This window comes from Aquabacter cavernae, assembly GCF_003993795.1.
Classification (GTDB): Bacteria; Pseudomonadota; Alphaproteobacteria; order Rhizobiales; family Xanthobacteraceae; genus Aquabacter; species Aquabacter cavernae.
On record NZ_RWKV01000016.1, the window covers coordinates 445700 to 466947 of the forward strand.

Consider the following 21248-nt stretch of genomic DNA (forward strand, 5'->3'; position numbering starts at 1 on the left):
TGCTGGTGACGTGCACCAATGTCAGCGACCTGGAGGGGATCAGCCGGGCCCTCTACCAAGCACACCCCGAGCTTGGCGACTTGATCACCGCTCACAAGCGCGGCTTCGAGTTCGCCAAGTACATCCGTAACATCACCGTGGGTCACGTGAACCCCGCGCTTTGCCATAAGGCAATCGAATGGCGGCCGGAGCTGAACGCGCTGTTGGCCGACCCCAAGGAGGGCGCGGGCGTGTTCCTCGGCTACGCGGTCCTGGAAACCGCCATCAACACATATGTCGATGGCGAACGGCATCGGATTTTCGAGAGCGACACAGATCTGGCCTATCCGCCCGACATGACGCGGTTCCTCAACTTCCTCGGTCAGACCGTCCATCTCGGGATCGCCTATTGTGAAGCTGTTGGCGCCGTGGCGGTGTCTGAAGCGAAGCTTCCCGACTTCCAGAAACACCTTCTCGATTTGGCAACGAAAGCCGCACAGACGGACTTCAAGTTCATCATGAGAAAGGGGGAAGCGTAGTAAGGGAAAGCCTTTCTCTGCGTTCGAGCCGACGTCATCTCGCTCGACCTTTCGGTACGATTCGACTCTAGGTGTTGAAGGACGAGAAGCGATTCATCTTCACCGCCGCTACTCAAGCCCAGCAGGCAGCCGATTTCCTGCATGAGCGGCAGCCTGCACCTCAGGCGGCTTGACCCGCCTCAAGGGCGAGTTCGATATCGCCTGGCGTCTTCACGTTAATCGCGACCAAAACGCTTGCGGATCCAACCGAGCAAAAGGGCCATGCGAGAATCCGGAACACTGACCGGCGGTTCGACGGGCGCGGGCTGGCCGAGGCGTTCGAGATAGCGACGAACGTCGAACATCGGATCGCCGACCGCCTTGGCTGGGTAGTGGGAGCAAGGCTTGCCGCGCCGCCGGGCTAGGCGGTCCGAGGGGCTCACCGTCCCCAGGTTGGCGTCGTAGGCAAAGTAGGCGCTGCGGGGCGGATCGGAGATCCAAGGCGTCAGCAACTGGACCACCAGGCCAACAGCAGTCGACGCGAGCAAGCCATTCGGCCAGACCACCTGCGGCCGGCTGCCGGCGACGCCATAGCGCTGCGCCTCTGCCTTCAGCCGCTCGTCGGTGACCAGTTGCAGGCACCGCAGACAAGGCTCACCCGGCATGGACAACACCACCTGCCCGCTGACCAGGCTTTGGCCAGCGCCGGGCAAGGGCGTTACGTCCATGCCCATGTCGATGTAGGGGGTCATGAAGCGACGGCAGAAGGCCTCCAGTTCGTCCTTCGAGCCGATGTGGTCGAGGCCGCCCACGATGATGTCGCAGCCCTTCAAGAGGTCGCCGACTTCCTGCCACTTGGCCTTGCGCATCACGATGCGGGCGTCCGGATTGACCGCTCGAATCACGCGCGCCGCGATCTCGACCTTTGGCCGGTCTGCTTTGACGTCGTCCAGGGTCCCGCCGACGAGCCTGTTAAGATTGGTCAGAGTGATGATGTCGTCATCGAGCAGAACGAAGCCGCCGACCCCCAGGTGGGCCAGCTGCTGGACCACGTGGGAATTGCCGCCGCCAAGCCCCACCAGGCCGACCGTCGTCGCCGCCAACCTGGCGTTGCTGTCCGCGCCTAGGAAACTCTGTCGATCAAGCCAGGACATGGGGCCCCCATTCGCGCTGCAGAGGTGCGTCGATGCGTTGGAATTGGTCGATGGCGACCGGCAGGCGGTCGTTGGCGAGCCACAAGAGGCCGTGGGCCGCGTCGTTGCTGAGGACGAGCAGGCCGTGTGGCATGCGCGGCGTGGTTTCGAAAAAGCCGGGGACGAAGTCATCGGCGCTGTTCAGGTCCACTCGGCTGAAGCCCGGCTTGCCGCGGCCGCCGTGGGTGTGGACGTGCAGGAGCGCGGCCGCCGGCCTGTAGGCTGACTGCACCGCCTTGCGCATCGCCGCCGAGCCGATCTTGGCACCAACCTTATGGTCGATCTCATAGTCTTCATCGGCGACCGGCATGTAGTCGCGAACCGTCAGGAGCAGCCGGTCGCCCAAGTCGGCAGTGCCGGCGGTGAAGAAGCCCACCCGCTCGTGGGCGAAGGGATGCGGCCGGTGCAGGTCCATGCGGACATAGTCCAGCAGCCGGCCGTCGATCTTCAGGTGTACGGTCATTGCAGAGGCCTCAGATGGGCACCCAGGATTTCGTCCCAGCCGAGGCTGGGATCTACGCCGTTCCACGACATGGCGTGCCAGGGCGCGCCGAGGATGTTGTGCGTGGTCCAGTTCTGGCCGCGGGCGGGAAAGGGCTTCGACAGGAAAAGCCGCGAGCTATAGCCGCTGTGCTGGCCGGGGCAGAGAAGGCCATCGACCGTCTCCACCCCGCCCGCATACTGGATCCGCAACTCCGGAAGATGGACGAGCGGCTGTCCGCCATCTTCGTGGAGTTCAGCCCGGCGGCAGATCCGACGCAGCTTGCGCAGTTCCGACGCTGGGTCCCTCACGACGAGTGCCCCGCCGGCGGGTGCGACGAGAACTCCAGACCTTCGCGGATCTTGATCAACTCGCCGGGCTTGAGCTCGCGGAACTCGCCGTCCTGCTCGATCAGGTCTAGCAGGTAGCCGGCAGGCGCCGAGAAAACCGCGATCAGCTGTTCGGTGGTGTAGGCACCGCGCTCCAGTTCGAACGGCGCTTCCTTGTAGTAGACCGTCACCGTCTTGGGCGGGTGGCGCAGCATCAGCCGTTCCACGCCCTTGGCGGCAACGTCCACCAAGTCGTCGTCATCGAGGACGACGTCGCCGCCCTCGCTGTCGAGCACCAGCACTTGGCCCTCTTCGGCTTTGGCCAGGAACTTGATGTTCTTGGCGGCCAGCTTCGCCTTCGGCCACTCCATCGACAGGCCCTCCACGGTGAACCGGTGAAGGTCGTCACCGCGGATTACGAAGAACCGCTCCACTCCCTCTTCGCCCAGGTCGACGACCTCGGTGGGGCGGATTGACTCCAGTTCGCCCGAGCGCAGATGGCGCAGGATGGAGAACGCTTCGATCGGATGGGCGCCGGCGGCTTCAGTAATCTGTATGCCGACAACCTTGCGATCGTCAAAGCGCACGCGGCGAAACTTGAAGGTTTCGTCGCTGAGCTCGACCGTGAAAACGCCGGCGGCGCCTCGGTCGAGGGCGCTCTCCTCTTGGGGAATAAGCTGACTCATGGGGTGGGTACCTCGGTCTTGGTGTGAAAGGGCCGCGATGCCGACCCGCGACAATAGGGATGACAGCGACTCGCGGATGAGTCAATATCAAGCACCAAACACATGCAGTATGTTTGTGACAGGCACGCTTGATGTCAGCCCCATTGACACCGCTTCATGAGGTTGTCATTATGTTCCTATGGACGACATGGAAATTTACCGGCAGCTTGGCCAGAAGGTCGCTCGAGTGCGCGGCAAGCTCGGCAAGACCCAGGCCGAGATCGCTGTGCAGATCGGCCTGACTCGCGCGTCGCTGGCCAATATCGAAACCGGTCGCCAGAAGGTACTGATGCATCATGTCTTTCGGCTGGCCAACGCGCTTGAATGCCCGTCCGTCCTCGATCTCATTCCAGAGACGTTCGTCTTCGCCGACGACGAGCCGCCAGTCACAACGCACGGAAGCCAGCTCAACGACCAGCAGCACGCCGCAGTGCAGCGGTTCGTCCAGATCGCTGGAAAGCGCTAACCATGGCCGATAAGGTAAGGGCCAGAGCGGAAGCCTTGCGGCTCTTCGAGGCCAGCGCCGTCAAATCCGCGCCCGTGCCGCTCGACCGCATCGCCCGCGCGGCCGGTGCTATCGTGCAGTACGCGCCGTTCGATGGCGAACTGTCCGGGATGGCCTTCATCAAAAATGGCCAGGCGATGATCGGCGTGAACTCCCTCCATGCGCCGACCCGCAAGCGGTTCACCTTGGCGCACGAACTTGGCCACTTGATCCTCCACCGTCATGTTCTGGAGACGGCGGGCGTCCATGTAGACAAGGGCATCCTTCGCCGCGACACCTTGGCGTCCCAAGGCACGGACGACCGGGAGATCGAAGCGAACAACTTCGCCGCAGAACTCTTGATTCCAGAACCCCTGCTCGCCGCCGCGCTCGATGGGCGAACCCTAGACCTTGAAGACGACGAGGCGGTGCAGACCCTGGCCAAGCGTTTCAACGTCAGCGCCAGCGCCCTGGTCTACCGGATCCAACGGTCTTAGGCGGGCGGGTCGATGGGCTTCGTGATCTATGACCTCGAGACTACGGGCCTCAACAAACGGTTCGACCAGATTCTGCAGTTCGTGGCGGTCCACACCGACGCGAACCTTGAGGTGCAGGAGCAGGTCGAATTTGAGGGACGCCTGCGCCCCCACATCCTGCCGTCGCCCGGCGCCCTGCATGTCACGGGCAGCCACTACGCGAACCTGATCGACCCTTTGCGGCCGTCCTACGACGCCATGCTGGGCAACATCTATGGGACGATGAAGCGTTGGAGCCCTGCGATGTTCGTTGGCTTCAACTCCATCAGTTACGACGAAGAGGTCCTGCGCCAAGCCTTTTACGAATCCTTGCGGGCGCCGATCTACATCACCAACAGGGATGGCAATTCGCGCGGCGACCTCCTCAAGCTGGCGAGGGTGGTTGGGACCTTGCAACCCGACGTTCTCAAGACTATCCGCGGTCCGGACGGCCGGCGCGTGTTCCGCCTAGCCGACCTCGCCCAGGCCAACGGAATCCATCCCGGTCAATCGCACACGGCGTCTGCCGATGTCGCGACCACCCTGGCGCTTTGCAGGCTGATCGCTGCTGAAGCGCCAATTCTGTGGTCGAGCTTCATGCGGTTCTCAAACAAGGCCGAGGTTCTGAGCTTCATCGCCGAACGTGACGCGTTCGCGGTGTTCGAGTTCAAGAGGGGCGTTCAGGACGTTCACCCGGTGACAGCGATCGGGTCCAAGCCCGCCGACAAAAACGTGCACTACTGCCTGGACCTGACGGCGGACCTCGCCGCGCTTCGGCGGATGTCGCCGACGGAGTTGATGATCGAGATCGGAAAGCCCGATGGGCCGATCCTGCGCATGAAGGCCAACGGCTCGCCCATCCTCGCCGAGCTTTGGGAGCTTGACCAAGCTCTGTTTGGCGACTTCACTGAGGCTGAGTTGGAGACGACGGCGGCCAATGTGCGCGGCGACACGGCTTTTGTTCAGCGCCTCGTCACTGCGGCCATCGCCTCCGAGAGAGTCTGGCCGAAGTCAAAGTACGTCGAGTTCCAGATCTACGAAGGCTTCATCAACGACTTGGACGAGGATGTGTGCCGGCGATTCCATAGCGCCGCTTGGAAGGATCGGCCAGCGCTGATCGACCGTTTCCAGGACCCGCGGCTGAAGAAGCTGGCCCGGCGACTAATCTATTTCGAGCGGCCTGATCTTCTCGACCCCGATATTCGCGGACAGATCGACCGGGCGATCTGGGGGCGCTTGCGGGGAAATGAGCCCGACGCACCCGGCCGAAGCTACGCCGCCACGCTTCAGGAATTCGACGGCCTGGTGGCCGAGATCCAGATCGTCAGCCCGTCCCTGGCGAGCTACCGCGACTATCTTCAGTCGCAACTCGTCGCGGCCGCCTGAGGCGCTTGGTCTCGATGTCGAGGTAAATGCGCATGCGGCAGGTCCTCCTGTAACCTCTCCCCATAACTCGCGTCCGCCCCAACAGACGATAGAGCGCTGGCACGCTGATATGACATCTGCCAATCTGATCAGGCAACGGCTCGAAGAGGCTGTCGGATCGGGGGGTCGATGCTCACTAGAGTCAGCAGATTGAAAAATCTGGGCGTATTTGCGGACTACACTTGGGGCGCACAGCTTCCGAAATTCGAGCGATACAATCTCATCTATGGAGACAACGGCTCGGGGAAGACGACGCTCTCCCGCCTGTTCGAATGCCTGGAGGTCGGCGCGCACGACGACTATCCGACGCTCGAATACAGAATCGAAAGCGAATCCGGCGATATCGTTCATGGTCGGGCGGCACACCGAAAGGTCCGCGTCTTCAATGCCGACTACGTCCAGCTCAACATTGGACCCATCGATGGCGCGCTCAAGCCGATCCTGGTCGTCGGCGAGGAAAACAAGGCGATCGCTGACGAGTTGGTGATCGAACAGGCCGAAATTTCCAGTCGAACGCAGCTGATCAACGCCGCGAAGGACGCGATCAGCACCTTGGAGACGAGCCGCGGCAAGGTCTTCACCGCGATAGCGAAGACGATCAGCGAGGCTACCAGTGGCAGCACGGTTCGCAATTATCGAAAGAATAACGCCGAGGCCGCATTCGCAAAGCTAACGGCCGACTTGACGCTCTCTGCGGCGGCCCTCGAACTCCGCCGCGCGACGCTCCGGCAGGAGCCTATGGACGATGTCGCCTCCCCAAGCGAGCTACAGGTCACGGTCGGGGACAGCGCCGTTACAATAACGGTCGCAGTCAGTTCCCTGCTGCAGGAAGCATCGCGTCTTTGCAGTCGGTCGGCGATCTCGGATGCAATCCACCGCCTGCGAGACCATCCCGACATAGCCTCGTGGGTCGAACAAGGGCACGCTCTCCACAGACAACATGGCAGTACCGACTGCGAATTCTGCGGCCAACCGGTTCCGACGGAGCGTTGGAGCCGGCTTGAGGCTCATTTCAGCACCGAGGACCAGGCGCTCAAGTCGGCAATCGAAGCGTGCGCGGCGTCAATCGGTGCACTCATGGCGCCACTCAATGCCGTAGTGCTTCCCGATCGGCTCGCACTCTACAGCGACTTGCGGGACCGCTACGACGCTGCAGTTGCGGCTTGGCAAGCGGCCAAGCAGGAAGCTGACCGGCAGGTGCAAGCGGTCTTGGAGCGCCTAGCCGCCAAGCTAGCCGCCAGGACGGAGGCCCTTTCTTTCGACCTGGAGGTCGACCTATCGGCAGTCGCGGAGGCCCATGCGGCGCTCGCGGCCGTAATCAAGGATCAGAATGAAAAGACGGCGGGGCTTGGGCAGGCAAGCGACAAGGCACGGGCCGAGATCGAGCAGCACTACCTGACCAGCATCAAGGCCGACGTCGCGGATTGTGATCAGAAGATCCGCGACAAGCAGGATCAGATCACGCTCGCAACCGAGGGGACGGCGGCCGAGGGGAAGCCGAGCCTAGAGGCACTCCAGACCTCTACAGCAGAGAAGCGCGCCCAGATCTCGAATGCGCATAAGGCCGGCGAGCGGCTGACGAAGCTGCTTCACACTTTCCTTGGCCGCAGCGAGTTGGTCTTCAACTCAAGCGACGAGGGCTATCGAGTCCTACGGAACGGCAGGGTTGCCAAGCGACTGAGCGAAGGAGAGCGAACCGCGATCGCGTTTATCTACTTCATCGTGCAGCTGGAGGATCAAGATTTCGACCTAGCCGATGGCATTGTCGTCATCGACGATCCTGTATCCAGCCTAGACGCAAGCTCGGTCTACCAGGCGTTCGGCTTCCTGAAGGCTGCCGTTAAAGGCGCGAAGCAGGTGTTCATCCTCACGCATAACTTCAGCTTTCTCCGTTTGCTCCTTAATTGGCTCCAGACCTTGCCAAGAGCCGAGCGCAAGAGCGCGTTCTATATGCTGGTTTGCCGCACGGACGCCGACAGCCGCACGTCGACCATCGGCGCGTTGGACAAAGCGCTGATCGATCACCCGACGGAGTACCACTTCCTGTTCAAGGTTCTCGCGCGCTTCCAAAACGACGGCACGATCGCCGGCTGCTATCACATCCCCAATGTGGCTCGAAAGGTGCTTGAGACCTTCCTCGACTTTCAGGCACCCGCACCCGAAAAGCTGCATGCGAAGCTTAACTCCGTCACCTTTGATGAGGCCAAGAAGTCTGCGATCTACAAATTCTCGAACGACTTGTCGCACCGGACCGGCCAAGGCTTTGAACCCGGGCTCGTTCAGGAGAGCCAGAAAAATGCAGCCTATCTTCTGGAAATGATCAAGGAGCTCGCACCCGCGCACTACGACGGGATGATGGCCTCGATCGCGTAGCGGCATGCGGGAAATGGGCGCCATCTCCTTTAGGCCATCTGAATGCTTCCAGGCCTGATAATCCGGTCGTCGGCTAACGGTCAGGTGCAGAAGGGCAGCTATGCGGCATTCCCCACCCGATAGCTGACGGCCCGGAGACGGCCCCAAACCGGCCATTCATCGTCCCGCAGCTAACGTCGGCTTCTGGCGCAGGCGTCGCCCTGCGATCCGGCGCACAAAGGGCAAAGAATGTTTTGTCCGCTCCGGAGGCACCAACCTTGCCGATAGCATCGCTATCGCGGTTGTGAACCAACTAGATGCGGACGGCGGGCTTGCCATATGTAGCCGTATTGGTCTCTCGGCCAGCTAAGGTAGTAGGATTTGCACACCGCAGAAGTGATCGCCGATTCGTATTGAGCCGGGCACAGCGACGACCATGAAGACGTCGAGATCACGAATCCCTCTCGGGACACTTGAACCGATGCAGGCGATCTTCGACAAAAATATCCAGACGCTGCCAGAACGCTATATTCAGAGGATCATCGCCAAGCGAGCGAGTGCGTCGGGCATAGAGCTGAAACCACATGAGACCGAAGCTCTAGCGAAACACCTCCTCGCCGGCAACTGTACCCCACTTCAACTGGAGGAACGCCCCGGCCTGATGTCGGCAACGCTAACGTTGACGGAAGAAGATATCGACGAGATCGCTGACTTGGCAGACCGCTTCGAAGCCAAGTTGACACGGGCCATCGAAGGGATTGCTAAGGACGCCTCGAACATCCTTCTTCGCAGCATCCGCAAGCAATGGCGGGAAATTCAAGCCGAGCACGAGCGAAATCGCGCGAAGTTTATTGAGACTATCCAAATAATCTGGGGCGATGCTTTCGATAAGCTCGATATGCTCATGGCGGCGGCAGACAGCGTCGGCGGTCAAGCCATCGCCGTCGCGCACGCCGCCGGCTCGAAGCAACACCTCGCCATAACCACGGCCCTCGACCGACTACATATCCGTGGCATCCAAGTCGCAACCGAAGTTCTCACATTGCTACGCGAAGGTTTCGCCGATGCCGCCTTCTCGCGATGGCGAACTCTGCACGAGGTATCGGTCGTCGCGATGGTGCTGGGTGACCATGGCGAAGACATCGCCATACGGTACCTAGACCACGATTCGGTGGAGGCGCAGCGGGCCGCTGAAGCCTATCAACGCTGCCACCCTAAGGAGGCAGCGAAGGAGAGCAACGTTGCCGCACTCCACCGAACCAAGGCAGAATATGACGCTGTGCTTGCGCGCTATGGTCAAGCGTTCAAATCACCCTATGGCTGGGCCGCCCAGCACCTCGGCAAACAGAAGCCGACCTTTCAGGACCTGGAGGAAGCTGCAAACCAGGTGCAGATGCGGCTACAATACAAAGCCGCAAGCTACGGTGTTCATGCTGGAATCGAGGGCCTCACAACCTCGGTGGCCGACGTCTTTGGTGAAGGACCGCCGGGGCGCGCAAGCATCGGCGGCCTGCATGAGGCCGGAATTGAAACTGCCTTTAGCATCGTGCGCCTGACCGGTCCTCTCCTAGGGCCGAACTGGTCGATCGACAAGCTTGCTGGTCTCAACGCGCTCATCGAGTTGCGAGACATCGCCGCCAACGCCTTCTGGGAAGGCGGCGAAGCGATGCGTCAAGCGACCTGGGTCTCCGAGGAAGAGATGGAGGCTTGGGAGCGAGAGGTGCAGAACAACCGGAACGCAGAGGAGCAGGAGGACTAATGGATCGCTTGCTTAGCCTGCGACAAGATATCTACGATCATTTCCACTCCTCGACTATTCGAGGCGATCTGTTCCTTGCACCTGGCAACCGGGACCGCTTCGCGCAGTATGAGATCGCCATGGTGCTGATCCAGGACACCGGCGAAGCGCTGTGGACCCACATGCATCGTGATTTCTCGACGTCACCAATGGCGGCATACATCGAGTTCTGGGGCGTGATGCAGGCCGTCATCATCCAACAGGACGCGCTGCTGGAATTGGCGGCGGCGCTCGGCTCCCCCAAGCCATCGACAGGCAAATCCTGGAAAGCGATCCGCGATTTTCGGAACGTGTTGGCAGGCCATCCTGCCAAGAAGATCTCCGGTTGCAATCCCCTTGGCGCAAAACCTACACTACGCGCGTTTATGGGGCGCCAACAAAAGTCGTATCGTGAGTTGATCTACGAGGTTTGGGACGCCAGCGCCGAACAAATCACTCACCCGCAGGCCAATCTCGGTGCGATGATCGGCGCCTATGAAGCCGAAGCCGCCGACCACCTCGCGAAAATCCTCGATCACATGCGGCGGAGTTGGCCTGTAGAGCCAGACCACGGAGCGCTGGCCGCCTGCTAGGAGGCATATGCCGATGAGCAGGTTCACGTCTGAATGAACCAACGGGGCATCCGAGAAAGTCGCGCTCAAGCCTTTGGGCGAATGTCTCTTACTGGTGCTCGAGCGAAGGTCGGCTCCTGGCGTCGGCACGCCGGCGCCGACCTCTTCGCGGCCGGCTCTTATGGCATTAGCCTAATCGGGGCTGCTCCTCGGAAGGAGGATGCCATGCACGTCAATCAAGACACGCACTCACAGCACGAGCCTTGGAACGCCGGCCGGATCGTCGGAGCCAAGCCTCCCTTGAAGCCCAAGCACATATGGGCCCTGCGCACGCGGCTGCAAATTGCCAACCGGGTGCGCGATCTCGCTATGTTCAACCTTGCCATCGACAGCAAGCTGCGTGGCTGCGATCTGGTCACACTGAAAGTCGGCGACGTATTCTCCGGCAGCGGCATTCGCGCGAGATCAGTGGTCGTCCAGCACAAGACCGGCCAGCCGGTCCCCTTCGAGATCACTGAACCGACGAAGGACGCACTCGCTGCGTGGCTCGCAATCCGGCGCGCAAAGGGAAGCGATTGGCTTTGGCCAAGCCGTAGCCACAGCGGAGGACACGTCACCACTCGGCAGTACGGACGTCTCGTCGACCAATGGGTCGGCCTGATCGGTCTCAACCCAGCGGATTACGGGACGCACAGCCTGCGGCGAACAAAGGTCTCTATCCTCTACAAGCGGACCGGAAATCTGCGTGCCTGCCAACTCCTGCTCGGTCACACGAAGCTCGAAAGCACCGTGCGGTATCTCGGGATCGAAGTTGACGACGCCTTGAGCCTATCGGAGCAAACGGAGATTTGAGGTTCGGCACATCAGCGACGCTTGCCGTGGCACCCAAGCTAATCCTCGGAGTATTGGGCCGCATTGCTCCCGGAATCATGGTTTGCAGGCTGCTCCCGGCAGATTCAGATGGTAGCGCGTATATCGGCGCTCGCCGGTTCGCGTCAGGGCGCCTTTCTCGACCAGATCGTGCAGGTCACGCGTGGCGGTCGGACGAGAAGTGCCGGTGATCGCGATGTAGTTCTCCGCGCTCAGGCCACCCGTGAATCCGCCGGGGCCTTCACGGAATAGCCGGGCGATCACCTTCTCCTCGCGGTCGTTCATTTTGTCGCGGAAGCGATCGTAAAAGTGCGTCTTGGCGATGTGGAAGGCGACGCGGCCCAGTGTCGTCCGCTGGGCTGTGATGATCGTCTCGGCGAAGTAGGTCAGCCAACCGGTGATATCGAGTGTCCGCTGGTGGACCTCGAGCTGTTCATAATAGGCCTTGCGGTGCTGCTCGATGGTATGGGCGAGTGCGATCAGCGTCGGTTGTCCGATGTTCTGCGCGAGGGACTTTTCCGCGACGGCGCGACCAATCCGGCCATTGCCATCCTCGAAGGGGTGGATGCTCTCGAAATAGAGATGTCCAATCCCGGCACGGGTTAGGGCGGGCAGCGGCGTGCCACCGTTCGGTGCCGAGCCGTTGAACCAAGCGAGATAGGCGGTCATCTCCCCGGGAACCCAAAAGGATGGCGGGGCCTCAAAATGCACCGTGGGCCGATCGTAACGGCCGGACACGATCTGCATCGCGTCTTCGTGACGGCGGTAACCGCCAATCGTCTCCAGATGCTGGCTGTCCGCCATGAGCATGCGATGCCAGCGGAACAGGGTATCGTCTTCCAGCGGATCCGCCCAACTCCGGTACAGATCGGCCATCATCTCCGCGATACCGCGCTCCTTCGGCTTCACGGCACGATCGTCGGTGTCGAGGCCGAATTGCCGGCGCAGCGAGGATTGCACGCTCAGGCGATCCAGGGCCTCGCCCTCGATCGCGCTGGTTTTGACCGCCTCGTCACTGAGAAGTTCGATCCGCAGCAGGTCGCGGTCATCGTCGCCCACATGCCGGACCGCGCCGATCACCTCACCGGAGAGCAGCAGGAAGTGCCGCTCCAGCGGTTCAAGAGCGGCCGGATCATAGGTAAAATGCGGCCAACGGGACTGCGTCCAATTCCATGCCATGAGCGATAGAATCCTCCTCTATAGCTCGCATATTAGCCGATATATGATTTATAGAAAACTATCCTATCGCTCACATGGCCCACGGGGCCGAAGTGCATTGTGGAACGAAGGGCGCGACTTTCTCCTCCTTGGCGTCGAAAACGCAATATGATGGCGCGGATCAGGGATGGGACATGGGATTCGGCGTCTTCATTCACCGCTCCGACTCGATCTACGATGACAGCCCGGCCGAGCGATATCAGTTTCCACCCCAGTATCTCGGGCGGGTCGAAGCCTGTGTCGGCGACTGGATCGTCTATTACGAGCCACGGAAGATCGCGGAGACACGCGGCTATTTCGCGATCGCCAGAGTCGAGCGTGTGGTGCCTGATCCGACGGCGCCCGGCATGTATCTGGCGCTGATCGAGCCCGGAAGCTATCTCGATTTCGTCCATCCGGTGCCGTTCAGCGATGCCGATGGTGTCATCGAGCTTGGCGTGCTGAATGAGGAAGGGCGGATTTCAGGTCGAGCGCAGGCCGCCGTGCGCGCGCTCTCGCCGGACGATTTCGATCGCATCATCCGGCTCGGGCTGGATGACAGCGAACCGTTGCTTCCGCGCGTCGACGATGACGCGCCCGTTGCCGGCTTTCATGAAGAGCAGGCACCGTTCTTATTCGAGCAGAATCGGGAACGCGTCAGCAGCCTTTCATCGCGGATCGTGCGGGATCGGGTTTTCCGGCGGGTGGTACTGCGCGCCTATGATGAGCGCTGTGCGATCAGCGGGCTTAAGCTGATCAATGGTGGTGGGCGGGCCGAGGTCGCTGCGGCACATATCCGACCGGTGGAAGCGAACGGGCCCGACATCGTCAGCAACGGCCTGGCATTGTCGGGCACCGCGCACTGGATGTTCGATCGCGGTCTGATCAGCCTCTCAGATGATCTGGAGATACTGATCTCCCGGCAGGCCAACGACCCCGATGGCGTGCGGGCCTTCATCAACCGGAGCGGCCGCGCCATCGCGCCGAGAAAGGCGTTCGAGCGACCGCATCCGCATTTCCTGCAATGGCACCGGCAACACTGCTTCAAGCAGTGAAGCGGTGCCGCTACGCCGCCTCCCAGACGCGATTGAGGATCTGTGCGGCGAGCGCCGCCTTGTCCTGCGGCAGGAAGCGCCCATAGTGCTTGGCCACCATATCGGGCGTGTCCTGAATGGCGTAGCTTGCCTGCTCGTAGGAGCCGGTCTGCTTCAGGATATGGGTGGCGAGCACGTCGCGGACATTGTGCGGTCCGTGGGGCAATAGCCCCCTGATGGCGCCGCGACCCGTATAGGGGTTGTGGATGCCGTAGCGCTGGATCGTGAGCCGCCACGCCTCATAGAAGGTGTTCTGGTCGTACGCGGCGTCCTTGCTGGTGAGTTTCACCGTCTTTACGAACAGCGTGCCGGGATCGGCGGCATTCTTCAGCAGTGCTCTCCGGTGCCGGTCGATATAGGCGTCGAGATAGTGGTAGAGGCCGCCGAGGTCCGGCAGGATCAGCCGGAACGGCTTGCTGCCGAAGAAGGACGAATTCGCGTTCTTGAAGGCGACGGAGGGGATGAACACTTCCCAGCCTCGATCCCGTTCGCTCCAGCGCAGTTCGCCGCGCTTCAGTTCAGTGAGGCGACGTTCCGAGCTCGGAATGTGTCCGCGCGGGCAGACGAGGAGCTGGCGCAGGTTCTTCTCGCGTAGCCCGAGATGCAGGCCGAGCCGGAGCATCAGGAAAGCCCTCACGGCTTCAGCGGCGGCGCGCGGGTAGCGCTTCTCGTCCGGCATCAGCCGCAGGATCTCCTCGGTGATCTTGCGGTACTCGCCCACAGGACTGTCGGCTTCCAGCACGACCATGATCGGCTCGAAGGGATCGCGATGGATGCGCGCGACACGTTGGACTTCCCTGGCGCGGGCAAGTCCGTGCTTGTGCATCTGCTCGCAGGCGCCGGCCCAGTCGGCGCGGATTGCGGCGATGTCGCGCTCGGTGATCAGATTGGGGATTGGCCGGATACGCTCGGCGAGCTGTGGGCTTTGACGCAGCCACCCGGTATCGACCCGCGTCAGCGCGATGGCGATGCGCAGCATGTCGACTTCCCATGCGGTGTAGAAGCCGCGCCGACGCTCGCGCCATTGGATGTACCAGTCCCAGACGATCGGAAAGACGAGAAGACCGAAGGTGAGGCTCTCCAGCGGCACGCCGAAGCCATGAACGGCCCCGCTCGGCGCCGCCGCCAGGGCGCCGAACATCAGGCCGAGATGCTCGACCTTCTGCGAGGCGGTCTCCTCACCCCAGACGCCATTGCGCTGATAGCCGAAGGCTGTCAGCGTCGCCGTCTTGAAACGGACGAGGTCCGCCATCTCCTCGGAAAGCTGGGCTGGTGCATCGACAGCGGCGACCGCAAGCTCGGGATCGGGCAGGCTACCATCCTCTTCCCGACAGAAGCGATAGAGCCCGCGTGGGCGCGTGGATTCGCCGAGCACGCCGGGAAAACGCACCGCGTAGCGCTGTCTCATCGCGGCAGCCTGGAACCGACGATATTCCGTTGATCCGGAGATGACCACGCGCTGCACCCATTCGAGGATTTCCTCCCGTTCCTTCAGCGGACGGCGATCGAAGTCGAAGGGCAGGTGCCAGGCGAGGCGTCGCCGCTCGGCGCGACTGATGCCGGCAATGGCGCCAGCCGAGGTGCAGCGGTCGGTCATCGGTAATTTGTGCCTGAAATAGCCGGACGGCAGGCGATAGCGCCGCTCGATGAACTCCAGCGCCGCAAGGCTACGGGCTGCGCGCGGCACCTTCACGCCGCGCCGCCACATGTTGAGGGTCGTCTCGTCGACCTGACTGGCGCCGTTCGCCAGGACGCGCGCGAGATGCTTCGAACTGTCGCCGTGCCGGCGCATGTGAAGGTCAAGAGCATCGGCGAAGGTTGCGGGATCCTCCCATGGCTTGCCGTCGCTCTCCGGAAACTCCACGATTGGTCTTGCACGCACGCCCGGCTTCCGGCGCGGCGGAGCGGGCGTCTCTGGTCGCGGGTTGGAATCTGCCGCCTCTCCATGGTTGCGGTGCGTAGTCGCACGAGGTGCCCGGCGAGACGCGGCGCGGCTCGCCTTCCTTGGATGGAGACCTCCATTCTGGCGAATGTCCCGCGTCAGGGCATCAAGGCCGGGCGAGAGGACGCGTGCGGCGCGTTGGAGGTCGGCATGACCGACGCCGCAGGCATCCGAGATGGCGAGCCAATCGTAGTCGTGCCCGGCCTTTGGCGGAGACATCCGGGCGGCGAGCAGCCCGAGGAGCCAGTTCTGGAACAACGCTGCATCGCGCGGGGACAGAATGGTGGTGACGCGCTGCTGGCAGAATTTCTCCAGCATGCGCGCGAAGGTCAGTCGGGGCATGTTTGATCAGAAGGACGCAATGGTGAGGAGGCGAATCGCCTCGGGGCGGGCAGCATTTCTCGGCAAGAGAGATCGCTCGCGAAAGCCCTTCAAGCCGTTGATCCACTGATCGATTAAGCGAATTGCGATGTCGGCCCGCTGCGTGATCGGAGCGTTGACGAACGCGCGGTCACGCTTAACTACATCTGCCTACAACGTCCGGTTTCGGACATCTCATCAACGTCAGCTCCTGGCGCTTCAAGCCGCCCCGATGCGCCCGATGGTGGCCTTGCTGACGCCCATGATGCGGGCGATGTGCCTGACGCTTTCGCCTTCGGCCTTTAAGCGCGCCACATATTCCTGCTGATCGGGTGTGAGCTTCGGCTTGCGGCCGAACTTGATGCCTCGTGCCTTTGCCCGTGTACGGCCTTCCCCAGTGCGCGTACGTATGAGCTCGCGCTCGAACTCTGCCAGTCCCCCAAGAATAGTCAGCATGAGGCGCCCGTGCGGGGTCGTTGTGTCGGCCCATGCGTCAGAGATTGACCGGAACGCCGCGCCCTTTTCCGCGACCTCCGCCAGGACATTCAGAAGATCGCGTGTCGAGCGAGCGAGGCGGTCCAGGCGCGTGACGATCAGAACATCACCGGGCTTGAGCTTTGCGAGGCATTTGCGCAGTTCACGGCGCTCGGTCTTTGCGCCGCTCGCTGTCTCTGAGTAAATCAGCTGACACTCTGCGGTGTTGAGGTGTGAAATCTGACTATCTAGAGACTGCCCATCCGTCGAAACACGCGCATATCCGTATATCATGAATGTATGATAGTAAATTGCAGATTTTATTCAATAAAAAATGCGAGCCATCATTTTGATGGCTCGCCTTGGCTTCACTCGCTTTCCATCCACTCGATAAACTGCTCCCAAGTGACGGCGACGCCATTCTCTCGCTTGCTCTTACCCTTTGCCCAGATCAGACCCGTGCGAGTCAGATACACGTCGCCCAGCAGCTGACCATCATTGTCGTTCACTTGGAATTCGATACCTTTGTTCTTCACTTCGAGTTCGACGTGAAAATCCTTGATGACAACTTTCATATCAAAAACCGCTCCCTCAACGCCTGATTGTGAGGGGAGTTTTAAGGCGCTCCGGAAAAAACGTCATTGCCTAGGTTCAGTTTGCGCGCGTCCTATCCACAGCCGCGTAAAGACCCTTTTTATCGCATTTTCTTCTATTTCGTGCGTTATATAGCGCTTAAGAGGAAGCATGACCTCCGGGAGCAACAATGACCGACGCTGAGTATGATGAAGAAGCCGAGTTCGAGCAGCTTGCCGAGCGCGCCCGCGAACTCAAAGCGACCGATCACTCAGCCCGCGTCTTCTTCGAGGTGATGGCGCAGCGCGAGCGGGATCCGTCAGCCACAAGCATCGAGAACCTCGCCAAGATCATCCGGTCTGACCGCGCTGCAGCTGTCGAGTTGGCTCGCCTCTTTCATAATGCCGGTTTCGGCAAGTTTTTAGTCGGCCGCCGGGGAGGCGTGTCCCGCTTCGAATGGTGGTGGAGCGCAACAGGCCTGGCGCAGGTGGCGCTTGGAACGGACACCAATATCCCGCGCGTTGATCCCACCCAGGCAGGAGATGATGAGGCGAGTGAGGAGGCCCGGGAAAAGGACAGCGACGAAAAGCCTGCGCGCACGCCTTCACCGCCTCTCATGTTGACCATTCCCCAAGCCAAGGAAGCGCTGGCGCGCACACTGGGCGTTCCGGTGGAAAACATTGAGATCATCATTCGCGGCTAGTGCTTCAGAGTGAACGTCCACGCGCCCGTCGAAGGGAGGTGCCGTGCAGCCTTCTGCAGGCCTCGTCGTAACCCTTGTCCGTCGCATTCAGCGCGGCTTTCCGCTCCTCGGGCAGGACGAGAATGGTGTCCATTGAGAGCCTCTTTCCTACGGTCTTGAAGGCGTACTCCGTCATGTAGTCGGGCGTACTGAGCACGCGGCCTACCCACAGACGAGCAATGTGCGTCTCGTCGATAAGCTGATCATGATTGGCTTTGGCCCAGAGGTGGAATTTGCGCTTGAACCGCGACACAGGCGGCTGAAGAAACATTGCGTGAAAATGGAGGCCATCATTGATCGAGACATCCTGAATGCTCGATTTTGCCGTCTTGGGAACCGGTAAGTCAGGAGCCGCGAGCATGATGGGGAGCTTACTGCGCTCCTGGATATCATTGGGATGATGGGCGAAGCGGGTGACGATGCGGCTGTAGAAGCGCCGAATGTCCCCCTGGGCGAGCGGCACAAAATTCTCCTTAGGAGAAAAACCGACGGGCCGAAACATGAAGCTCAGAAAGAACGGCTTGTATCCTTGATCAACGAGGTCCTTCACCCATTCTCCGTATGAACGACGAACCCTATTCGAATTTGAGAAATCGCTATCATGAGAAACGTCTTTGTACATAGAGATAACATCCAATCTGTATCAATGATTACATCTGATTAATGTAATGAATGCACTTTCGTGCAGTGATTATATTGATCACACGCAATCAATTGATTGATTTAAGAATGACTCCTCACGACCCTATGTAAGCTCACATCTATTATTCACATGTAATATACAGTAAATATATGTGAATAATAGATGTGATTTGCATATCGCGGCGTGAGCCTCCGCGTCTTCGTGTAAAGACGGGGTCGGGCGCGGAATCCGGATTGCCTTGAAACTGCGTTTAGAGCGACAATACTATTTACAGTATTGGCCAAAATACCAAGACGGATCTCCGGAATGCGGATCAGAAGAGATAGATGCCCCCCGCACCATGTGCGGAGGGCCGAATTTGTCACCAGATGCACATTCATTTCGCGTGGAGCTGAGTTGCTGTCAGAGTAAGTTTGTCTTTGTCCGCGAGCACGGCCACAATCTTGAAGTAACTGCCCTCTTCGGCGTCACGGATAGTCTCGAAATGATCGGATTCCAACTCTATGCGAACAACGCCATCAAACTCTCCATTGTCATAGGGAGCGCTCATTTGCGCGTCTTCCCAGCTACCCTCCTCGTCATGATACGTCTTTACGGTTCTATCTGTAGATTTTTCCGGTTTAGCCGCTTGTGCTCGAGGCTTTTTGATCTTGTTATAGATTTTCGTCACACCGCCGCGCTTCTTTAACTCGCCATAAAACTCCTGCGGCAGGACGCCATGATTAAGTAGATGCTTAGCGACAATGGCTCGCTTGGATGCCAATTTATATGTTCCACCCATGTAAATCATAACGGCATGCATCAGGTCTTTAGGAGATTGTTTTTGCTCCCAAAACGCATCGTTCTTGAAGTTACTTAGCTCATCTTCGTCATCTCTTAATGCACAAGCGATACCAGCAGCATCCGCAATATGACGGCGCAACTTTGTACTGTGTCGGCGATTTTCCTCAGAATATTCTGATCTTAGCGCTACCAACCTTTCATACGGGGAAATCTGTATTAAGCCTGCGGTATTCTCCGCGCCACCCTTTCGTCTGGGGAGCGAAGGAGAGATGTTGCGGTCCTCCAGGCTATCTCTCGCAGGGTGTTTATTGCGATTTTTGGAGCTGCGCTTACTAATGGCGTTTTTCTTAGTCATTGATATTTCCTTTCGGGGATCAAGTGTCCGTGTATTCAGTCAGCGATTACTTGGAGCGTTGTCGTTGCTGTAAAGCGCTGTAATTTCGCTTTCACGCCAGCCTCGAATGCGTTCGCTTATGATGACGGGCTGCGGGTAACGCCCATCCTTCACGCCCCGCCACCACGTGCTGCGGGACACTGGGATGGGGCCGTCTGGGGCAATCACCTGCTGAAGACGGAGGAGGCGTTCGGGGGTGGTCCAACCATTTTTCATTGCGGACTCCAGAATTTAGGGTGCAAGGGGCCGTTCGCCGCAAAGGCGTTTTTCAAGCCGCATGTGTCGGGGATTGGCCAAGTAGGCCGGAAGAGAGCGGGTTTTCCTGATCAGGGAAGGTGGCCCGCCACGGTCCTTGTTGTGCGCTTTGGAGGCGTTTAGGATGCAGTCATATCAGGCCTCGCTAATGGGATGAAATTACCCCATATAATCCCTTATATATCCATATAATCGCTTTTCAATCTTAAAATTGAAAATGCCCAAAAAATCTCATTCCGTCGGCGATTTGATTTTGAGCGCCCGGAAATCATCCAGCATGTCGGCCCAAGCCTGCATCATCGAGACACGCTCTGGCCAGTAGGTGGCCCGGTTGTAGGCGCGGCGCACGGCGTTCGGCTCCACATGCGCCAAGGCTGCCTCGATAACGTCTGGTGGGAATCCGCGCTCGTTCAGAATTGAGCTAGCTGTCGCGCGAAAGCCGTGGGCCGTCATCTCTTCTTGCGTGAAGCCCATGCGGCGCAAGGCGCTGTTGAAGGCATTTTCACTCAGCATCTTTTTGTGGGAGCGAACTGAGGGGAACACGAGGTCGCTGGCTCCCGTGATGGGGTGCAGGTCTTTGAGAACCTGAACCGCCTGCCGCGAGAGCGGCACCAGATGCGGCCGCCGCATCTTCGTTCGATGCTCCGGAATCGTCCAGATCCCTTTCTCAAGGTCAATTTCGACCCAAAGTGCGCCGCGCACCTCTCCTGGCCGGCAGAAGGTCAGTGCGTTGAACAGCAGCGCAGCGCGCACGGAGGGCCAGCCGGTATAGGTGTCGATGGAGCAGAGAAGGGCACCGACCTCCTTCGGGTCGGTGAGCGCCGCCCGATGAACCACCTTCGGTGGACGAAGGGCGCCACGGAGGGGGCCGGTGGGATCGGTCTCGGCACGCAAGGTTGCGATGGCGAGGCGAAACACGCCGCCGATAGCACCGCGCAGCTTTTTCGCCGTCTCGAGGCGTCCGCTACGCTCGACGCTTTGCAGGACGCTCAGCACCTCTACGGGCGTGATCTGCGCAATGGGGCGATTGCCCAAGGCGGGACCGGCGAGCTTTTCGAGAAACCAGCGATTCTTGGCCATCGTGGCCTCAGCTGATCCCTTTGCTTGCAAGCGCTCAAGATATTCCGCCGCAATGAGGCCGAACGTGTTCTCAGCCGTCGCGGCTGCCTCGATTTTCGCCATCTGACGAACCACCGATGGATCCTCGCCATTGGCGAGCGCACGCTTGGCTTCGTCGCGCTTCTGCCGGGCATCTGCGAGCGAGATGGTGGGATAAGGTCCGAACGAGAGCTGCTTCGCCTTCCCGGCGAAACGATACGCGAGCCGCCAGAGGCGGCTGCCGGTGGGCGTCACGAACAGAAAGAGGCCCCCACCATCGAAAAGCTTGTAGGCCTGCTCTTTCGGCTTGGCGTTGCGAATGGCGATGTCGGTCAGCGGCATGTGTAGGCATCTCAAATCGGCCAATGGCCGCAATGCCTACAAAAATGCCTACAATTTCGTGAGATGCAACGGCGGCCGATGCGCACGCATGAGGCGTTGAGACACGATCAACGCTTTGATTTTATTGCGAA

At 60.2% G+C, this 21248-nt stretch carries 22 protein-coding genes; 10 read left to right on the plus strand and 12 right to left on the minus strand.

The annotated features are described in order from the left end of the window. Positions 1-5 precede the first annotated feature (5 nt). Positions 6-518 carry a hypothetical protein gene (locus EJJ38_RS17750; protein ID WP_205666209.1) on the plus strand — a complete coding sequence of 171 codons (513 nt, stop codon included), beginning with the start codon at positions 6-8 and terminating at the stop codon, positions 516-518. Between the two features lie 215 nt (positions 519-733). On the opposite strand, the gene EJJ38_RS17755 is transcribed toward EJJ38_RS17750, so the two are convergent. The 4 genes from EJJ38_RS17755 to EJJ38_RS17770 are packed head-to-tail and all read right to left on the minus strand — an operon-like array spanning position 734 to position 3186. Beyond that, a complete protein-coding gene (locus EJJ38_RS17755) occupies positions 734-1651 on the minus strand; it encodes a HesA/MoeB/ThiF family protein (protein ID WP_127091654.1) in 918 nt (305 codons plus the stop codon). After that, on the minus strand, positions 1638-2153 hold the full coding sequence (locus EJJ38_RS17760; RefSeq protein WP_127091656.1) for a hypothetical protein: 516 nt from the start codon (positions 2151-2153) through the stop codon (positions 1638-1640). Before EJJ38_RS17760 ends, EJJ38_RS17755 begins: the two co-directional genes overlap by 14 nt. Beyond that, complete coding sequence (locus tag EJJ38_RS17765; protein WP_127091658.1) at positions 2150-2482, minus strand: hypothetical protein; 333 nt, start codon at positions 2480-2482, stop codon at positions 2150-2152. The genes EJJ38_RS17760 and EJJ38_RS17765 overlap by 4 nt, the downstream gene beginning before the upstream one ends. Then, positions 2479-3186, minus strand: coding sequence for a multiubiquitin domain-containing protein (locus EJJ38_RS17770; protein ID WP_127091660.1), 708 nt, complete (start codon positions 3184-3186; stop codon positions 2479-2481). Before EJJ38_RS17770 ends, EJJ38_RS17765 begins: the two co-directional genes overlap by 4 nt. Positions 3187-3364: 178 nt before the next feature. Between EJJ38_RS17770 and EJJ38_RS17775 the strand changes: the two genes are divergently transcribed. From EJJ38_RS17775 to EJJ38_RS17805, 7 genes are all read left to right on the plus strand, one after another. After that, complete coding sequence (locus tag EJJ38_RS17775; protein ID WP_127091662.1) at positions 3365-3691, plus strand: helix-turn-helix domain-containing protein; 327 nt, start codon at positions 3365-3367, stop codon at positions 3689-3691. 2 nt (positions 3692-3693) lie between these two features. Next, entirely contained in the window at positions 3694-4206 is a 513-nt protein-coding gene (locus EJJ38_RS17780) for an ImmA/IrrE family metallo-endopeptidase (protein WP_127091664.1), read from the plus strand. Positions 4207-4218: 12 nt separating this feature from the next. After that, positions 4219-5610, plus strand: a complete 1392-nt coding sequence (locus EJJ38_RS17785) for an exonuclease domain-containing protein (RefSeq protein ID WP_127091666.1) — start codon at positions 4219-4221, stop codon at positions 5608-5610. A 189-nt stretch (positions 5611-5799) separates the two neighbouring features. Beyond that, a complete protein-coding gene (locus tag EJJ38_RS17790) occupies positions 5800-8022 on the plus strand; it encodes an AAA family ATPase (protein WP_245454308.1) in 2223 nt (740 codons plus the stop codon). A 460-nt stretch (positions 8023-8482) separates the two neighbouring features. Then, entirely contained in the window at positions 8483-9760 is a 1278-nt protein-coding gene (locus EJJ38_RS17795; protein WP_127091670.1) for a DUF5677 domain-containing protein, read from the plus strand. After that, complete coding sequence (locus EJJ38_RS17800; protein ID WP_127091672.1) at positions 9760-10371, plus strand: hypothetical protein; 612 nt, start codon at positions 9760-9762, stop codon at positions 10369-10371. Before EJJ38_RS17795 ends, EJJ38_RS17800 begins: the two co-directional genes overlap by 1 nt. Positions 10372-10575: 204 nt before the next feature. Next, a complete protein-coding gene (locus EJJ38_RS17805) occupies positions 10576-11202 on the plus strand; it encodes a tyrosine-type recombinase/integrase (RefSeq protein WP_127091674.1) in 627 nt (208 codons plus the stop codon). Positions 11203-11277: 75 nt separating this feature from the next. On the opposite strand, the gene EJJ38_RS17810 is transcribed toward EJJ38_RS17805, so the two are convergent. Then, complete coding sequence (locus tag EJJ38_RS17810) at positions 11278-12399, minus strand: Fic family protein (RefSeq protein WP_127091676.1); 1122 nt, start codon at positions 12397-12399, stop codon at positions 11278-11280. Positions 12400-12572: 173 nt separating this feature from the next. Here EJJ38_RS17810 and EJJ38_RS17815 point away from each other — a divergent pair, with 173 nt between their 5' ends. Further along, entirely contained in the window at positions 12573-13472 is a 900-nt protein-coding gene (locus EJJ38_RS17815; RefSeq protein ID WP_127091678.1) for an HNH endonuclease, read from the plus strand. 10 nt (positions 13473-13482) lie between these two features. Here the strand turns inward: EJJ38_RS17815 and EJJ38_RS17820 are convergent, their stop codons facing one another. The 3 genes from EJJ38_RS17820 to EJJ38_RS17830 form a co-directional block, all read right to left on the minus strand. Continuing rightward, a complete protein-coding gene (locus tag EJJ38_RS17820; protein ID WP_245454309.1) occupies positions 13483-15795 on the minus strand; it encodes a hypothetical protein in 2313 nt (770 codons plus the stop codon). A gap of 237 nt (positions 15796-16032) precedes the next feature. Then, on the minus strand, positions 16033-16581 hold the full coding sequence (locus EJJ38_RS17825; protein ID WP_127091680.1) for a recombinase family protein: 549 nt from the start codon (positions 16579-16581) through the stop codon (positions 16033-16035). Positions 16582-16655: 74 nt separating this feature from the next. Beyond that, positions 16656-16862, minus strand: coding sequence for a hypothetical protein (locus EJJ38_RS17830; RefSeq protein ID WP_127091682.1), 207 nt, complete (start codon positions 16860-16862; stop codon positions 16656-16658). A 188-nt stretch (positions 16863-17050) separates the two neighbouring features. On the opposite strand from EJJ38_RS17830, the gene EJJ38_RS17835 reads away from it, so the two are divergent. Continuing rightward, positions 17051-17563: a hypothetical protein gene (locus EJJ38_RS17835; RefSeq protein ID WP_127091683.1), complete on the plus strand. Its 513-nt coding sequence runs from the start codon at positions 17051-17053 to the stop codon at positions 17561-17563. A gap of 4 nt (positions 17564-17567) precedes the next feature. On the opposite strand, the gene EJJ38_RS17840 is transcribed toward EJJ38_RS17835, so the two are convergent. The 4 genes from EJJ38_RS17840 to EJJ38_RS17855 all read right to left on the minus strand — a co-directional run bounded on the left by EJJ38_RS17840 (position 17568) and on the right by EJJ38_RS17855 (position 21117). After that, positions 17568-18152 carry a hypothetical protein gene (locus EJJ38_RS17840; RefSeq protein ID WP_127091685.1) on the minus strand — a complete coding sequence of 195 codons (585 nt, stop codon included), beginning with the start codon at positions 18150-18152 and terminating at the stop codon, positions 17568-17570. Positions 18153-18621: 469 nt separating this feature from the next. Next, on the minus strand, positions 18622-19383 hold the full coding sequence (locus tag EJJ38_RS17845; RefSeq protein ID WP_127091687.1) for a hypothetical protein: 762 nt from the start codon (positions 19381-19383) through the stop codon (positions 18622-18624). Between the two features lie 39 nt (positions 19384-19422). After that, the gene (locus tag EJJ38_RS17850; protein WP_127091689.1) at positions 19423-19638 is read right to left on the minus strand and encodes a helix-turn-helix transcriptional regulator; all 216 of its coding nucleotides are present in this window, start codon (positions 19636-19638) and stop codon (positions 19423-19425) included. Between the two features lie 270 nt (positions 19639-19908). Beyond that, positions 19909-21117, minus strand: a complete 1209-nt coding sequence (locus EJJ38_RS17855; protein WP_127091691.1) for a tyrosine-type recombinase/integrase — start codon at positions 21115-21117, stop codon at positions 19909-19911. Between the last annotated feature and the right edge of the window lie 131 nt (positions 21118-21248).